15 protein-coding genes are annotated in these 15,034 nt (G+C 69.3%); 7 read left to right on the top strand and 8 right to left on the bottom strand.

Translation table 11 applies throughout. The features are described from left to right. Positions 1 to 4: 4 nt before the first annotated feature. The 4 genes from eccD (at position 5) to eccA (ending at position 6,726) form a co-directional block, all read left to right on the top strand. Entirely contained in the window at positions 5 to 1,603 is a 1,599-nt protein-coding gene (gene eccD, locus N416_RS0110900) for a type VII secretion integral membrane protein EccD (protein WP_081654531.1), read from the top strand. A gap of 38 nt (positions 1,604 to 1,641) precedes the next feature. Further along, a complete protein-coding gene (gene mycP, locus N416_RS0110895) occupies positions 1,642 to 3,267 on the top strand; it encodes a type VII secretion-associated serine protease mycosin (protein WP_051190242.1) in 1,626 nt (541 codons plus the stop codon). Beyond that, the gene (gene eccE, locus N416_RS0110890) at positions 3,264 to 4,823 is read left to right on the top strand and encodes a type VII secretion protein EccE (RefSeq protein ID WP_024442137.1); all 1,560 of its coding nucleotides are present in this window, start codon (positions 3,264 to 3,266) and stop codon (positions 4,821 to 4,823) included. The genes mycP and eccE overlap by 4 nt, the downstream gene beginning before the upstream one ends. A 103-nt stretch (positions 4,824 to 4,926) precedes the next feature. After that, positions 4,927 to 6,726 carry a type VII secretion AAA-ATPase EccA gene (eccA, locus tag N416_RS0110885; RefSeq protein WP_125079035.1) on the top strand — a complete coding sequence of 600 codons (1,800 nt, stop codon included), beginning with the start codon at positions 4,927 to 4,929 and terminating at the stop codon, positions 6,724 to 6,726. A 10-nt stretch (positions 6,727 to 6,736) separates the two neighbouring features. Here eccA and N416_RS0110880 read toward each other — a convergent pair whose 3' ends face one another. Continuing rightward, positions 6,737 to 7,054 carry a DUF2710 family protein gene (locus N416_RS0110880; protein WP_024442135.1) on the bottom strand — a complete coding sequence of 106 codons (318 nt, stop codon included), beginning with the start codon at positions 7,052 to 7,054 and terminating at the stop codon, positions 6,737 to 6,739. Positions 7,055 to 7,104: 50 nt separating this feature from the next. Beyond that, positions 7,105 to 8,541, bottom strand: coding sequence for a DUF5631 domain-containing protein (locus N416_RS0110875; RefSeq protein WP_024442134.1), 1,437 nt, complete (start codon positions 8,539 to 8,541; stop codon positions 7,105 to 7,107). Positions 8,542 to 8,686: 145 nt separating this feature from the next. Here N416_RS0110875 and N416_RS23535 point away from each other — a divergent pair, with 145 nt between their 5' ends. Then, a complete protein-coding gene (locus N416_RS23535) occupies positions 8,687 to 8,845 on the top strand; it encodes a hypothetical protein (protein ID WP_196805128.1) in 159 nt (52 codons plus the stop codon). Here N416_RS23535 and N416_RS0110870 read toward each other — a convergent pair. The 5 genes from N416_RS0110870 to N416_RS21540 all read right to left on the bottom strand — a co-directional run bounded on the left by N416_RS0110870 (position 8,842) and on the right by N416_RS21540 (position 12,339). Further along, on the bottom strand, positions 8,842 to 9,156 hold the full coding sequence (locus N416_RS0110870) for a DUF2694 family protein (protein ID WP_024442133.1): 315 nt from the start codon (positions 9,154 to 9,156) through the stop codon (positions 8,842 to 8,844). The two genes, N416_RS23535 and N416_RS0110870, sit on opposite strands and share 4 nt — an antisense overlap. Then, the gene (locus tag N416_RS0110865; protein ID WP_024442132.1) at positions 9,153 to 9,470 is read right to left on the bottom strand and encodes a type VII secretion target; all 318 of its coding nucleotides are present in this window, start codon (positions 9,468 to 9,470) and stop codon (positions 9,153 to 9,155) included. Before N416_RS0110865 ends, N416_RS0110870 begins: the two co-directional genes overlap by 4 nt. Before the next feature lie 15 nt (positions 9,471 to 9,485). Further along, positions 9,486 to 10,664 carry a DUF4226 domain-containing protein gene (locus N416_RS0110860; RefSeq protein ID WP_024442131.1) on the bottom strand — a complete coding sequence of 393 codons (1,179 nt, stop codon included), beginning with the start codon at positions 10,662 to 10,664 and terminating at the stop codon, positions 9,486 to 9,488. 68 nt (positions 10,665 to 10,732) lie between these two features. Then, positions 10,733 to 11,566, bottom strand: coding sequence for a C40 family peptidase (locus N416_RS0110855; RefSeq protein WP_024442130.1), 834 nt, complete (start codon positions 11,564 to 11,566; stop codon positions 10,733 to 10,735). Between the two features lie 2 nt (positions 11,567 to 11,568). Continuing rightward, positions 11,569 to 12,339, bottom strand: a complete 771-nt coding sequence (locus tag N416_RS21540) for a helix-turn-helix domain-containing protein (RefSeq protein ID WP_036457684.1) — start codon at positions 12,337 to 12,339, stop codon at positions 11,569 to 11,571. A 149-nt stretch (positions 12,340 to 12,488) separates the two neighbouring features. Between N416_RS21540 and N416_RS0110845 the strand changes: the two genes are divergently transcribed. Both N416_RS0110845 and N416_RS0110840 read left to right on the top strand, forming a co-directional pair. Beyond that, on the top strand, positions 12,489 to 12,905 hold the full coding sequence (locus tag N416_RS0110845) for a WhiB family transcriptional regulator (protein ID WP_024442129.1): 417 nt from the start codon (positions 12,489 to 12,491) through the stop codon (positions 12,903 to 12,905). Between the two features lie 70 nt (positions 12,906 to 12,975). Then, on the top strand, positions 12,976 to 13,953 hold the full coding sequence (locus N416_RS0110840; RefSeq protein ID WP_024442128.1) for a pirin family protein: 978 nt from the start codon (positions 12,976 to 12,978) through the stop codon (positions 13,951 to 13,953). A 55-nt stretch (positions 13,954 to 14,008) separates the two neighbouring features. Here N416_RS0110840 and N416_RS0110835 read toward each other — a convergent pair whose 3' ends face one another. Further along, a complete protein-coding gene (locus N416_RS0110835; protein ID WP_024442127.1) occupies positions 14,009 to 15,034 on the bottom strand; it encodes an alcohol dehydrogenase catalytic domain-containing protein in 1,026 nt (341 codons plus the stop codon).

The raw sequence follows: 15,034 nt of genomic DNA, 5'->3' as shown, positions 1-15,034 counted from the left end.
CGCGGTGACTTCTCCGACACCAGCTAAAGTCGCGTTTCCGGCACGCTGTGCGGTGAGTCTCGCATACGATAAACACCTCGTGTCGCAGGTCTTCCCGGCCGGTATTCCGGTGGAGGAATTCTTCGAGGGAATGGTCGAGCTGCTCGACGAGGATCTGCGGCACCACGGTTTCGACGGGGTGGCCCTGCCTCCGGGCAGCTACGAACTGCACAAAGTCAACGGCGTCCGGCTCGACATCACTCGAAGCCTCGACGACTTGGGCGTACAAGACGGCGACACCCTGGTTCTGGTCCCGGCGGTAGGCGGCGACTCCTTCGAACCGCAGTACGAATCGCTGTCGAGCGCGCTGGCCGCGACGGCCCGCCGACTGGGCGCCCAACCCGAGATCAAGTGCCAGGAGTGTGGGCACCGAGCCGACGAGCAGACCGTGACACGCCTGCTCAACTCCCGAGTCGATCGGATGTTCGCGCCGGTCACCGCGATGACCGCCGCGCACACCGCGATCGGGCTGATGGCGATGGCGGTGGTCGTGCTGTCGACGCTGGCGGTTCGCGCCCGGATGTTCAGCGACAGTTGGCCGCCCGCGACGGTCCTGGCCGGCCTCGGCGCACTGCTGGCCCTGGGAGCCACGGTGATCCGGCGGAACTGGCCGGCACGCGATGACCTGTTCAGCGGATTCGGCTGGCTGGCCGTGCTCGCGCTGTCCTGCGCCGCACTGTGCGCGGCACCCGGTGCGCTGGGCGCCCCCCACCTGCTGATCGGGGTGACGGTCCTGGCGTTGGGCGCGATCGGTCTGAGCGTGCTGCTGCGTTCGCAGACCGCGGTGGCCACCGCGATCGTGACCGCCGCGGGGATCGGCGGGGCGGTGGCGGCAGCGCGGATGTGGCATCCGGTATCGCCGCAGGTGATCGGCATCTGCATGTTGTTGGGCCTGTTGATCCTGTTGCGCATGTCGCCGACGATCGCGCTGTGGGTGGCGCGGGTGCGGCCACCGTACTTCGGTTCGATCACCGGGCGCGACCTGTTCGCCCGCCGCGCCAATATGCCGATCGACACGGTCTCTCCAGTCGGCCCGGAGGACGGTGACGACGACGAGGACGATCTGGTCGACATCTCCGCGCGCGGTGCCGCGATCGCGGCCTCGGCCCGGTTGATCAACGCCGTGCAGGTCGGGATGTGCCTCGCGATCGCCACGGCGCTGCCGATCGCGGTCTGGATGGTGCTGGATCCGGGCGGGGCCCACCCGCGTGGCGCGCTGGCGCTGTGCGGTCTGGTGGCCGGCCTGTTCATCACCCAGGGCCGCGGCTTCGCCGGCCGCGTCCAAGCGATCGCCCTGGTGGGCGGGGCGTGCGCGGCCGTGCTCGCCGGAATAGTCAAGTACGCACTGGCCAACCCGGGTGACACCGCCGGCGGGTTCTTGTGGCCATCCGCCGCGATCGCGGTCTTCGCCGGACTCGGGGTGGCCGCCGGCCTGCTGGTGCCCGAGACCAAGTTCGTGCCCTGGATCCGGCTGGCCGTCGAATGGCTCGAAGTACTGGCGTTCATTGTGGTGGGGGTGCTTGGCGCTTGGCTGGGAGGACTGTTCGTGTGGGTGCGCAACTGAGCCGCGTGCACGCCCGCACAGCGGCGGTCGCCGCGGTGATGCTGTTGGTGAGTATGTCCAGCGGCCCGCCGATGGCGCAGGCCATCGAGCCGCCGTCCGTCGATCCGGCCCTGGTGCCGGCCGACGGCGTGCCCGGGCCGGACCAGCCGATGCGGCGGTCGAACTCATGCAGTGTGCCGATCACCGTCGCCAACCCCGACGTGGCGCAGCTGGCACCCGGATTCGACATGCTCGGAATCGCCGCGGCGTGGCAGTACTCCACCGGCAACGGCGTTCCGGTGGCCGTCATCGACACCGGCGTGACGCCGAATCCCCGGTTGCCGGCGGTCGCCGGCGGCGACTACATCATGGGCGGCGCCGAGGGCCTTGGCGGTTTGCAGGACTGTGATGCGCACGGCACCATCGCCGCGTCGATCATCGCCGCGGCCCCGCTCGGCGTGCTGCCGATGCCCCGCCCGATGCCGGAAGTTCCGGCGTTCCCCCCACCGGCCGGTCCCCCGCCGAGCATCGGCGAACCGCTGCCGCCGGCTGATCTTCCCGGCCCGCCGGCACCGCCGCCGATCCCGGCACCAGTGACCATCACTCAGGTGACTCCGCCCCCACCCCCACCGCCGCCACCCCCTCCGGAGGGTGCGGTGGCACCGGCCTCGGGGCCGGCCGATCCGCAGACCGAGGACGAGCCGGCGGTCCCCCCGCCCCCGCCCGGCGCCCCGGACGGGGTCGTCGGCGTTGCCCCGCACGCCAGCATCATCTCGATCCGCCAGTCGTCGCGGGCGTTCGAGCCGGTCAACCCGCAACGGTTCGGCTACGACGACGAGCGGGTGAAGGCCGGCACGCTCGCCACGCTGGCCAAGGCCGTCGTCCACGCCGCCGACATGGGCGCCAAGGTCATCAACATTTCGGTGACCTCCTGTGTCCAGGTGGCGGCCGGACTTGACCAACAGGTGCTGGGGGCAGCCCTCTGGTACGCGGCGACGGTCAAAGACGCGGTGATCGTCGCGGCCGCCGGCAATGTCGGCGAAGCCGGCTGCGCCGACAACCCGATGTTCGACCCGCTGAACCCGAGCGATCCGCGGGACTGGAACCAGGTCAAGGTGATCTCGAGCCCGTCGTGGTTCTCTGACTACGTCTTGTCCGTCGGCGGTGTGGACGCCACCGGGGCGCCGATCGACAAGAGCATGACCGGACCCTGGGTGGGGGTGGCCGCACCGGCCACCCACGTGATGGGCCTGTCTCCACAGGGCGGTGTCCCGGTCAACGCCTACCCGCCGATTCGGGTCGGCGAGAAGAACATGCCGTTCTGGGGCACCAGCTTCTCGGCCGCCTACGTCAGCGGCGTCGCTGCCCTGGTCCGGGCCAAATACCCTCAGCTCACCGCGCATCAGGTCATCAACCGGATCATGCAGACCGCACACAATCCGCCCGCCGGCGTCGACAACCGGGTGGGCTACGGACTCATCGACCCGGTCGCGGCGCTGACGTTCAACGTGCCGGCGGGTGACCCGCTGGCGCCGGGCTCGCAGCAGCGGGTGATCACCCCGGCGCCGCCACCACCCCCGCCGGACCACCGGGCCCGGACCGTGGCCCTGGGATTCCTCGGCGTGATCGCCGTGACCGTCCTGGCGGCCGCGATCACCGCGCGGATCCGGCGGGCCACCAAGTGAGTCCGAACCGGGTCCGGCTGACCGGGTTCACGCCGTCGAGCAACCGGCGGCTGCTGTGCGCGACGACGATCGCACTGTGCGGTCTAGCGGGTTGGGCGCTGGGTGGACTGCTCGGTGCCGCGGTGGCGGTCCCGCTGGCGGTGCTGGTGGTGCTGGTGCCGTGGTGGGGGCAGCCGGCGTGGTCGTGGGCGCTGCTGTGGTTACGACGTCCGTCCAAGGCCGCTTGGAGCGAGCCGATCACGGTGGCCAACAACCGCGCCGGCGGCGGGGTTCGCATCTCCGGCGGTGTGGCGGTGGTGGCAGTCCATCTGCTGGGCCGGGCGCATGCGGCCACCGTGGCCACCGGCTCGGTGAACGTGGAGACCGACAACGTCGTCGATGTCGCCGAGCTGCTGCCGATGCTGCGGCACGCACTCGGGCTGGTCCTGGAGTCCATGAGCGTGATCAGCATCGGAGCGCGCCGCGCCACCACCGGCGACTACCCACGGGTCTACGACACCGAGATCGGCACCCCGCCGTACGCCGGCCAGCGCGAGACCTGGCTACTGCTGAGACTGCGAGTCATCGACAACACCGCTGCGCTGCGCTGGCGCACCACACTGGGTGCCACCGCGGTCGCCGTCGCGCAACGGATTGCCGGCCTGCTGCGGTGCGAGGGGCTGCGCACCCGGGTGGCCACCGCCAGCGACCTGGTCGAACTGGATCGGCGCCTCGGCGGTGGCTCGCTGGTGGCCGGCGCCGAGCGCTGGAAGACGCTGCGCACCGAGGGCGGCTGGGTGACGACCTACGCCTATTCGGCCCGCCAGATCAGTGCCCAGCTGCTGGCGCAGGCGTGGACTCTGCCGGTCGATGAGGTGATCCAGAACGTCACGGTGTTTCCGGACGGGAGGTGTACGGCCACCGTGACCCTGCAGACTCCGCAGCCAGCGCCGACTCCCCCGTCGGTGGTGCTGCACCGGCTCAACGGGGAGCAGGCCGCCGCCCTGGAGGCCAACATGTGCGCGCCTCGCCCCCAGCTGCGCGGCCTGCGGCCCGGCCGGTTACCGGCCAGCCTGCCCCTCGAGATCGGTCCGTCGGGCGTGCTGATCGGCAAGCTGGCCAACGGCGATCGGCTGATGGTGCCGCTGACCGACTCCGGTGAGTTGAGCCGGGTGTTCATCGCCGCCGAGGACCTGATCGCCAAGCGCATCGTCATCCGGGCGGCCGGTGCCGGCGAACGGGTCTGCGTGCACACCCGGGACAAGGCCCGCTGGGCCAGCGTCCGAATGCCCGAGGTGGCCGTGGTCGGCGAATCCCGGCCCACCCCGCGCACCACCGTCAGCGTGGTGGACGGGCCGATCGCGCCGTCACCGCGGCCGGCCACCGTGATCACCGTGGCGCCGCCCGGGACACCGCCCCCACCAGCGGACGCGGTCGAGGTGAGTATCGAGCAGATCGACCGGAACGCGGTACGGGTTGCGGCCGGCGGAAAATCTTGGCTGGCTACGGTGGAGTTGTTCCGGGCGGAAAACCGGTACTGCAGCCCGGAGGCGCTGACCCCGATGTCGTCGCGATGACACCGCACCGCATCGGTTGTCAGCGAAGAGAACCTGGACGCGCGACAGAGGACGACAGACATTGAGTGACTTGCTGGCGGCCCGTCGACACTTCGACCGGGCCATGGTGAGCATGGACGGCCGCTACGGCTCCCCCGACGCGTTAGCCGACTTCGTCGCCGCAACCGAGGCTGATCCGTCCATGGCCGACGCCTGGCTGGGCCGTATCGCCTGCGGCGACACCGAGCTGGACACCCTCAAGCGTCTGTACGCCAACAGCGACTGGCTGCACAAGGAGACCACCCGACTGGGCCGGCACCTGGCCGCCCAGATCCCGTTGGGACCGTATCTGTCGATCACGGTGACCGATGCCTCGCATGTGGGTTTGGCCCTGGCATCCGCACTGACCGTTGCCGGTGAGTACGAGCGTGCCGACGCCCTGCTGGCCGACCGGGGCTTGCTGGACAGTTGGATCAACCACCAGTGGCACCAGCTCGGGCGCGCGTACCTGATGTTCGTCACCCAGCGCTGGCCGGATCTGCTGACCGTCGCCGCCGAAGAGCTCCCCGACCGCGCGATCGTCATGCCCGCCGTCACCGCATCGGTGTGCGCCCTGGCCGGCTATGCGGCCGCCCACTTGGGCCAGGGACGGGTGGCACTGGACTGGCTGGATCGCGTCGACATCACCGGACAGACGCGGTCCTCGGAGCGCTTTCCGGCAGGGGTGCTCACCGCGTCGATCAACCCCAGCGAGATCCCTTTGCTGGCCGCGGATCTCGCCTATTTGCGGGGCATGGTGCACCGCCAGCTCGGTGAGGAGGACAAGGCGCAGGTCTGGCTGTCCAAAGCCGCCATCAACGGTGTGTTGACCGAACCGGCCAAGGCTGCGCTGGCCGAACCGAATCTGCGCCTGGTGGTCACCGAGGAACAGATCATCGACAGTCGCACCGACCGTTGGGATGCTGCTTCGGCGATGAGCCGCGCGGAACTCGACGAGCACAACGCGCTGGACCGCCGGGCGGAGCTCTTGGAGCAGGGTCGCGCCGAGCTGGAGAAGCAGGTCGGCCTGGCCGAGGTCAAGCGTGCGGTCAAGGCGTTGGAGGACCAGCTCGAGATCCGGGCCATGCGACTCGAACACGGCCTGCCTGTGGAAGGCCAGACCAACCACATGCTGCTGGTGGGCCCGCCCGGTACCGGCAAGACCACCACAGCCGAGGCGCTGGGCAAGATCTACGCCGGCATGGGCATTGTGCGCAACCCGGAGATCACCGAGGTGCGTCGTTCGGACTTCTGCGGCGAGCACATCGGGTCATCCGGCCCCAAGACCAATGAGCTGATCGAAAAGGCTTTGGGTGGAATACTTTTCATGGACGAGTTTTATTCGCTGGTGGAGCGTCACCAGGACGGGACTCCGGACATGATCGGTATGGAGGCCGTCAACCAGCTGCTGATCGCGCTGGAGAAACACCGCTTCGACTTCTGCTTCCTCGCCGCCGGCTACGAAGACCAGGTCGACGAATTCCTGACCGTCAACCCCGGCCTGGCCAGCCGGTTCAACCGTAAAATCCGGTTCGAGTCCTACAGCCCCGAGGAGATTGTCGAGATCGGTGAGCGCTACGGATCCAGCCGGGCAACCGTACTGAATCCCGCAGCACGCCAGCGGTTCCTGGCGATGGTGACCACTATCCGTGGCTACGTCAGCCCGCGCGGAGAGCACGGCATCAACGTTATGCACAACGGCCGGTTCGCCAGAAACGTGATAGAGGAGGCCGAACTCGCCCGCGATACCCGGGTGGCCGCCCAGAAGCGGTCCGGGCAACCGGTAACGATCGACGACCTCAAGACCATCACTGCCGCTGACATCGACTCCGCCGTGCGCGCCGTGTGCGACACCAAACGCGAGATGGCCGCCCTGAACTGGTAGGACGTCACTGTCAGACCGGGCTGGTGCCGTACCGCGTCTCGAAGTCGGACTGGGCTTCCTCACGCAGCGCGGTGAAGACGAGGTTGAGCCGATCCGCCAACTCGCTGTGGGTGTAGTCGCTGACCACACACGGGTGCAGCGTCAACTCCAGAAGCCGGCCGTCGGCGTTGGCCACGGCACGGATATCACCGAGATCGACGCTGTAGGTTGTGTTCTCGGCCTCCGCGACCAGCGCTTCCCATTTCTCGGCGGCCTCGCGCAGATCCCGCAACACCGACTCCACGAGGTCCTTGTCGCTGAGTTCCGCGTGGCTCTCCGCCCCCGACATTGGCTAAGTATGTCCAGCCGGTGTGAACAGCGTCAATTCATCGACGCTCGTTAAAGCTGTGAATCCCACTGGCTGGCGGCAGGGGCGCTGAGCTTGCGAAACCAGCTGTAGTGGTAGTTGGCCGAAACGGTGTCTCCGGTGGCGATGCCTTCGGTGGCGGCCAACAGCATGCAGTTCAGCGCCACGGCGAGGTCGGAGTCGGGATACTGTGCCAGCAGCTGGTAGCGCGTGGTGTCCAGATGCACACGCAATAAGTCGATTTCGGCGTCGACCACGCCGGTGCCGGCCGCTCCCGCCTTCACCAGGGTGTTGGCCATTCGCGGCAGTCCTTCACGCCAGTGGGTGGCCTCGCTGAGCCGCCAGCCGAGGTCCTCGATGGGCGCCAGCATGCGCGGCTGTACCGAGGTGTGAGTCTCCGCGAAATCACTCGCCCAGCCCAGACGATCGCCGGGACTGTAGCTGGCCGACTCAATCGGGCTGCCCAGCATCTCGGCGGCGGTGCCATTGCGGCGGTCGGGTTCCAGCAGTTGCACCCCGTCTGGCAGCTCGATTCCAGACGGAATCCATCCGTTGGCGATATCGGTGGCCAGTCGGGTGGTGCCGTCGGCGAAGATACCGATCGCCCAGCGCAGTCCGGGCTCCTGACGGGCGACGAAAGCCAGCAAACGTTGCAGCCGCTGCTCGTCGGATTCGGCGACCGGCGGGGCGAGGGGTGGCGGCGGGGCCGGGTCGGGCTGGACCGCCGCGAATGGTTCCGGAGCCACGGGAGCCGGTTCAACCGGCGGTACGAAGACCGGCTCGACCACCGGTGCGACGAAAACCGGCTCGACCGGCGGCACTACGACCGGCTCGGCGGGCTCTGGTTCCACTGCCTGCGGCGCCGCGGCAGCCTCGATGACCTCCGGTACCGGCGGGGGCGGGTCCAGTGGTACCGCCTCAGTCGCGGCGGCGGCGGATTCGGGCAGCCGATGACGCGCCCGTGGGGCAGGTGCCTCCGCAGGCGGCAGGGGCGGTTCGGGCGAGCGAGGCGGCGCGACGGGTTCGGCCGGAACCCCGGCGGCCGCCGACACCGGGGCCGAAGCGGGAGCCGGGGCCGGCGCCGCATTGAGGCTGATGTACTCCCCGCCGAAGTCCAGGGCTTCCTTGTGGAGCTGGCGCACCGTCGACTCCACCCGGAGCACGGCGAAAGCTCTGGCGACGTTGATAACCCGCGTCTCCGCGGCCTGGCGAGCCGGGCCGGTCAGATCTGATCGACTGATGACGTGCAGCTTCTCGTTAGCCGAATGCGCGATGCGCTGCAGATCGGCCTTGAGATAGTCGGCAAGCGGTGCCGTCTCCGGGGTGATCGTCGCCAGCTCGGCGGGCCACAGGCCGCCGAGCACCCAGGAACTACAGTCGACCGGAGCGCTGAAGGCCGGGATCGTCAGCGATTCCCGGGCCGCGTTCCGGAGGCGCTGGCGCGCCGACCGTCGACCGAAGAGTGCCACCGCGCAAGCCTACCGTTGCCGTCCCGGCGCTCTTGTCCGAATTCGTCCGCATCGCGTCGCGTCGTCGACGGCATTCAGGCGGCCCTCCACAGCCACTGCGCGCGGTGAATTGTCAGCCCCCGGCCCGGTGGGTAGCGTGCAAATCGTGGCTGATGTCGGGTCCCCGGGCACGGGGTGTGCAGCGCAGTTGAGCGAGGTACTCGCCTTGCTGGAGCGGGCCCGAAAACTGTTCGGCGACACGGTGATTGATCCCCCGGCAGACATCGCCCCCAACGCGGACGCTGCCGGAAGATGGGTACTCTAGTCCCCTGGATTCGTGCCCGGGTGCAGGTGGTGGGCCAGCAGCCGATCGGTTGCGACCCGCAGATCATCATTGGTGGGTACCGCGGCCGAGGGCACCTGGCCGGTCGTGACGATCTCGCCCCGGATCTCTAACACCGCCTTGAGAAACGAGACGTCCGCGGTGAGGACGATGGCCTCTGCCAGCCGGTGCGCATCGGTGTCCATGACCGATTCAGTGAGCACCACACTGTGCAGATAGCCGCCGCGGCAAGACCGGAACAGCACTTCGCCACTGGGGTGGATCGTGTCGAAAGCCGGATTCGGCTCAGTCATCGGTGCCCATCGGTTAGGCGCCCGAAGGCGGTGGCGGCATCGTCTTCATTCTTGTTCCACGTCGCCACCGCGCGGTGCAGATTGTCGGAGACCATCGAATGCTCGCTGGACTGGTCGTCGTAGCAGTCCTTGCGTGCGTCCAGCAGTGCAGCGGCCGCCTGGCGAAAGTCGCCGTAGATCGGCCCGAGCGAGTTCAGCGTCGCCTGGATTCCCGCGTGCGAGGCCGCGACCGTGGCCAGATAGTCCGACGCCTCTTGATGGTTTCCAGCCGCCTTGGTCAGAACGTCCTGGTTGACGTGGATCTTCTCGGGCATATTTCACCTTCCTGGCTAATCGACGATGACGGTTCGAGCCGCCCTTTTCAAGCTCGCAATGCCCCCGAGCGCGCTCGCCGGCCTGGTCGCAACCGGCTCAGCGGGCGGCGCCGGCTCCTGGACCAGGGCCGGCGGGTGCTGCCAACCCAGAAATCCGGGACCGCGCAGGTTCTCGACCAGGTGGATCTGCCCGTCGAGAAGTGCCTTGCCGGCGCCGACGGCGAGGGCATGGCGGTCGGTGAACACACCGATGTCGCCGGGCCGCAGGCTGACCACATCGACCGCTGCCACCACCGGTGTTCCAGGCGGCGGGATGTGGATGCCCTGACTGCGGAACGCCTCCACGACTGGCTGTCCGTCGGCGACGGCCTGCATCGCCGCAGCCAGTTGCGGATTGGCCACGGTCGTGGTCTCGCCGTCGGGCAGTCGTACGGCGACCGGTCCCGCCTCCCCCGGGTCCTGCGCCGGGGTATCGCCGTCCGCCCCGTCGGCGTCGGCGCCATCGGACGCCTCGGCGGTAGCCGCTTCCTCGGACGGGTAATCGTCATCGGCGGGCAGGCCATCAAGGCCGAGACCAGACGCCGGACCGGTCAGCGGAAATCCGGAGGGCATCGCAGCCGGCATCGCACCGAATCCCGGACCGTCGGCGCCCATGCCCGGAAACATCGGCGTCGCCAACTCCGGCGGCAGCCGTTGGGACGCCGCCAGGTGATCGGCCATCGGCTCGTCATCGGCCAGGAGGTCCGGGTACGCGTCGGTATCGGGATCCACCGAAAGCGACTGGTCGTCCCCGCCGGGCGCCGACTCCTGGCAATCCGATTGCGCCGCGGGGTACAGCCGTGTCAGCGCGGCGGCGAGCGCTTGCTTGGAGGCGTCATCGTCGTTGGCCTCTTCAACCACCCTGATGATCTGCCCGAGCCTGTCGATCAGGAATCTCTGGAACTCGCGCGCGCCGGCGGCGGTGCTCAGGTCCCAGGCCCCTGCCGCGCCGGCGATTTCGGCCTCGATGTCGTCGAGGCGGCGCCGGCCTTCCAGCGTGGTCTTGTGCGCGTGGCGCAGCGCTTCGATGATCTGCCTGTCGAAGTCCGCGGCAGTCGACAGTTGCTGCGCCAGAGCGGCTTCAGCCTGCCTCATGGCTTGCGCCGCCCGGCCCTGCTGTTGCTCGCCGGACGCCGGATAGCCCGAGCGCTCCATGGCAGGTGACTGTACTGAGGGCCACCGATGCCGACAATTCACCCGGGCACCCGCGGGGGACAGCCCGATCACGGCAGCGGACGGCGGATCGCCACATCCGCGCCCAGGGGGCTGATCTGCACGGTTGCCCCGGCGTGCGGGGCTTCGATCACCCGGTTTCCCCCGATCGCCAGCTGCACATGCCCGGTGCTGGGGAAGACCAGGTCGCCCGGGCGAATCTGGGAGCGCGGCACCGGGATTCCTTCGTGGATCTGTGTATAGGTGGTACGTGACAGCGGGACGCCGGCCTGCTGATACGCCCACTGCGTCAGCCCCGAGCAGTCGAACCGGTCGGGGCCGGTCGCACCCCAGACGTAGGGCCTGCCGAGCCGCGACAGTGCGGCCCGGACCGCCAGTCCGGCACGAGTGTTGGGCAACGGCAACCGATCCAGCCCCACTGGCCTGCGCCGCAGCCCCCGGTATCGCAGCCGCCGCAACCGCGCACGGTGGACCAGCGCGCGATGCTGCGCCGACACGACGTGGGCGTGTTGAGCGCGCAGCCGGGCCTCGCGGCGACGCAACGCCTCCCGGTGCGCCATAGGCGTATCCGGGGAGACCACCGAATCGGCTCGGGCGGCGGAAACGACACCGTCGGTCTGCCGGCGCGCGTGAGCGTGGTCGGCGACCACGGCGGCCAGCACCGTCGTGGCCAGCGCATCGGTACGTGCGTTGGCCAGCAACAGGTCCCGTTGCGCAAGCACTGCCATCCGGTAGCGGTCATGCCCAGCGCCGGTATCGGTGTTGGCGTTGCGCTCCAACAACTCGGCGTAGCGTTCCAGCCCGGACTCCAGTGCCGCGGGCCGTGGATTGCCCGCGAACAGATCATTGGCGCGCGTCAGTAGCTCCAATTCACCGTTGCTCACCGTTATCCCCCTTCGTCGCCACCAGCTGTCGCGTCCATGGACCCGTCGGCGAAGGCGCGGACTCGCGCCAGCGCGCCGGGCGGGATCACTCCCCTGTTGCGGATGTCCCACATCTCTTCGGGGCCGACGCCGATCAACGCCGCAATCACCGGTTCGGGCAGTGACGACTGTGCGCACGCCCGGTCGAAGCGAGCGGTCAGGCTGCCGGGCATCCGTTGCAGCAGGTCAGCGCGAATGGCCTCCAGCGCCTGGAGGTGCACCATCAGTCGGGCGGCGTGATCGGCGCCCGCGTTGACCGCCACCCGCCAGGAGCTGGCCGCGAGCATCTCCGCCTTCACGCACTGCGTGATCACGGAAAGAATATACGTCTCGTATTCGTCTGATGCTTCCGACGGCAGTCTCGCGATCACCGAACGCAGGGCATCCAGCTGCGCCTCCGCGTAGCCCTCCAGCACTTCGGTGTCGCTGTGCCGGTCGACGACGATGGCTCCGGCGGGACGGGCGGCCGCCGCCTGCGATCCGGTCGCGGCGATCAATTGAGCCAGCTCCGCCTCGGCGTCGTCGGCGACCAGGAGCCGCGAATAGGTGCCCGGCGGCAGACCGAGCCCATTCTCAACCTTCTGAACTGTGCCTTTGTGGGGCTTCCGGGCGCCGCGCTCAAGGTAGCTCAGCCCCATGATGCTCACGCCGGTGGCCGCGGCGAGGTCGGCCAGCGACCAGTCGCGCGCCTCTCGCAGAGCCCGGATGGCCGCGCCCGCCGCTTCGCGGCTCATTGTTGCGCCCCGGCCATGGACGGATAGTACACAGCCTGGCCCTGCACTACTTACATATATGTTTTTATCACCATCTGTTGCGTCCTTCGTATTCGATCGTATACGTTTCTCTCTACGTTATCCGGTCTGCCCACGAGGAGGTCCTTCCGATGGCACCCCCCTGCTCCGCAAACCCCGAGCTGTGGTTCGGCTACCCCGACGCCGACGGCGCTGACGGGGCCGCCAAGGCGCGGGCCTATGAACAGTCCTCCACCGAGGCGCGGCTGCAATGCCTGCGGCGCTGCCCACTCGCGCAGCAACGCCAATGCGCGGCGCTCGCTGTGGAACGCGGCGAGGAGTACGGCGTGTGGGCCGGCGTGAAGCTCCCCGGCGGCCAGTACCGCAAGCGGGCCGAGCTCGCCCGGGCCCACGCGCTGCTGCGCGCGATCGCCGCCGGCGAGATCAACGCCCGCGAGCTGCCCGACAACCAGACGCTGCTGACCCACCACGAGCGCGACCAGCTGCCGGTGACAGCAACGGTTTTTCATCTGCCCGCCGGGCAACTCGGTCCGCGGTCGGCGGCCTGAGCAGGCCCGTCCACGGCACGAGTCGGTAGGATCGCGCCAGTGGCACGGCAGCCGGCCCGGAGGTGAACCGTTGAGCAACCTGGAGACCACCTCGGCTGAATTCGCCTGTGCGGCAACTCCCGAAGACCACATCGAGGTGCTGCACCCGCGCGAGGTCCCGCTGGGCGGAGCGCGCGCCATCGGGGTACGTCGCACCCTGCCGCAACGAGACCGCTCCCTGATCGGCGCCTGGTGCTTCGTCGACCACTACGGACCGCAGGACGTCGCCGCCGACGGCGGGATGGACGTGCCCCCGCACCCGCACACCGGTCTGCAGACGGCGAGCTGGCTGTTCAGTGGGCGGGTCGAGCACCGCGACAGCGCCGGCGTGCACGCGGTGGTGCACCCCGGCGAGTTGAATCTGATGACCGCCGGCGCCGGAATCTGCCACTCCGAGGTCACGGTTGAGCCGCAGTCGGCTCCCCTGCTGCGCGGCGTGCAGCTGTGGGTGGCCCTGCCCGATACGGCCCGCCATAGCGCCCGCGACTTCAACCACTTTGCCCCCGAACCCGTTTCACTGGCCGGCGCATCGGCGCTGGTGTTCCTCGGTGAGCTGGCCGGGTACCGCTCCCCCGTCCCGTCGTTCACTCCCCTGCTGGGCGCTCAGCTCGACCTGGATCCGCGCACCGAACTGGCGCTCGACGTTGATCCCGCATTCGAACACGGCGTGCTGTGCGACCAGGGCGCAGTCAGGCTGGGCGGCACGGGTCTGGACATCGGGGCGCTCGGCTATCAAGGCCCCGGCCGTTCGGTACTGCTGCTGCGCAACACCGGTGACTCCCCCGCCCGGATCCTGGTGCTGGGCGGGGTGCCGTTCAGCGAGGAACTGGTGCTGTGGTGGAACTTCATCGGTCGCACCCACGAGGAGATCGTCGAGTTCCGGCGCCGCTGGCAAGACGGGGACGACCAGTTCGGACAGGTCAGCGGCTATCAAGGCCGCCTGCAACGGCTGCCCGCCCCAATGATGCCACCGCTGCGGTTACGGCCGCGTCGTCCGCGCACCGGGTAGGCGGCAGCGCTCTCAGCGGAACTTTGGCGATCTCGTCCCCCGCCGTCGCGTCAGGCTACGGCGTGAGCAGTACTTTCACCACGTCGCCGGACCGGGCCGCCACGGCACGGTAGGCGTCGGCCGCGTCGTCCAAGGCCATCTCGGTGGTGAAGATCCCGTCCACCGACAGTCGCCCGGACTGCAACAGCGGCACCAGCTGCGGCCACGTCTGTTGCACGGGTGCGGTGGTCATCCGCAGGGTGACACTGCGCAGTAGTGCCGGCAGCGCCGGGAAGGGGAAGGGCTGCAGGTCGTGCACTCCGACCACCGATACGGTGCCGCCGGGCCGCACCGCGGTCAGCGCGTCGGACATCGTGGTGTCCGAGCCGACGGCGTCGATCACCGCATCCACACCGCGCCCGTCGCTGAGCTCCATGGCCGCGGCCGTGGTCGGCGGCTCTGCCGGGGTCACACCCATCAGGGCAGCCCGCTCCCGGCGCTGACGCACCGGATCGATCCCGAGAACCGTTGCTGCGCCGAGGAACAGCGCGCTGCGTGCCGCACACAGACCGACCGCGCCCAACCCGATGACCGCTACCGTGCCGCCGACCGGGGTGTCGGCCCGCAGCGCCGCCGCCCATCCGGTGGCGAGGTTGTCGGTGAGCAGCAGCGCTTCGGCGTCAAGGATCCCCTCGGGGATACGGGCAAGCTGAAAGTCGGCGCCCGGCACCGCAAGCAGCTCCGACTGCGCACCCCCCAACAGACCTGATCCGAAGATCTGCGGGCCCGAATGGCACCGGATGGGATCGAGGGTGCCGCACCCGGCGCACCGCCCGCAGCCCGCGACCGAGGACACCATGACCCGGTCACCGACCCGCACGGAGTGCACCTGCGACCCGACCTCGACGACGGTGCCGATCGCCTCGTGCCCCAGCGGAACCGGGTCGGCGATCGGGTAGTCGCCTTCGTAGAAGTGCAGATCGGAACCGCAGATCGCGGTCGCGGTCACTTCGACGACGGCGCCGTCGGCTCCCGGCAACTCGGGGTCGGGGCGGGTGTCGACTCGGATCGACCCGGGCCCATCGATGACGACACTGCGCAT

The organism is Mycobacterium sp. UM_WGJ, from assembly GCF_000455125.1.
Classification (GTDB): Bacteria; Actinomycetota; Actinomycetes; order Mycobacteriales; family Mycobacteriaceae; genus Mycobacterium.
This window is presented reverse-complemented; position numbering and strand designations above follow the sequence as displayed.

Coding starts and splice junctions, on each gene's coding strand:
- N416_RS0110880 (WP_024442135.1), bottom strand. CDS start 7,054: ATGTCGGGGGCGGAGAGCCACGCGGAACTCAGCGACAAGGACCTCGTG.
- N416_RS0110865 (WP_024442132.1), bottom strand. CDS start 9,470: ATGCCCGAGAAGATCCACGTCAACCAGGACGTTCTGACCAAGGCGGCT.
- N416_RS0110835 (WP_024442127.1), bottom strand. CDS start 15,034: ATGCGCAGTGTCGTCATCGATGGGCCCGGGTCGATCCGAGTCGACACC.
- N416_RS0110845 (WP_024442129.1), top strand. CDS start 12,489: ATGGCACCCCCCTGCTCCGCAAACCCCGAGCTGTGGTTCGGCTACCCC.
- N416_RS21540 (WP_036457684.1), bottom strand. CDS start 12,339: ATGAGCCGCGAAGCGGCGGGCGCGGCCATCCGGGCTCTGCGAGAGGCG.
- N416_RS0110870 (WP_024442133.1), bottom strand. CDS start 9,156: ATGACTGAGCCGAATCCGGCTTTCGACACGATCCACCCCAGTGGCGAA.
- eccA (WP_125079035.1), top strand. CDS start 4,927: ATGGTGAGCATGGACGGCCGCTACGGCTCCCCCGACGCGTTAGCCGAC.
- N416_RS0110860 (WP_024442131.1), bottom strand. CDS start 10,664: ATGGAGCGCTCGGGCTATCCGGCGTCCGGCGAGCAACAGCAGGGCCGG.
- mycP (WP_051190242.1), top strand. CDS start 1,642: ATGCTGTTGGTGAGTATGTCCAGCGGCCCGCCGATGGCGCAGGCCATC.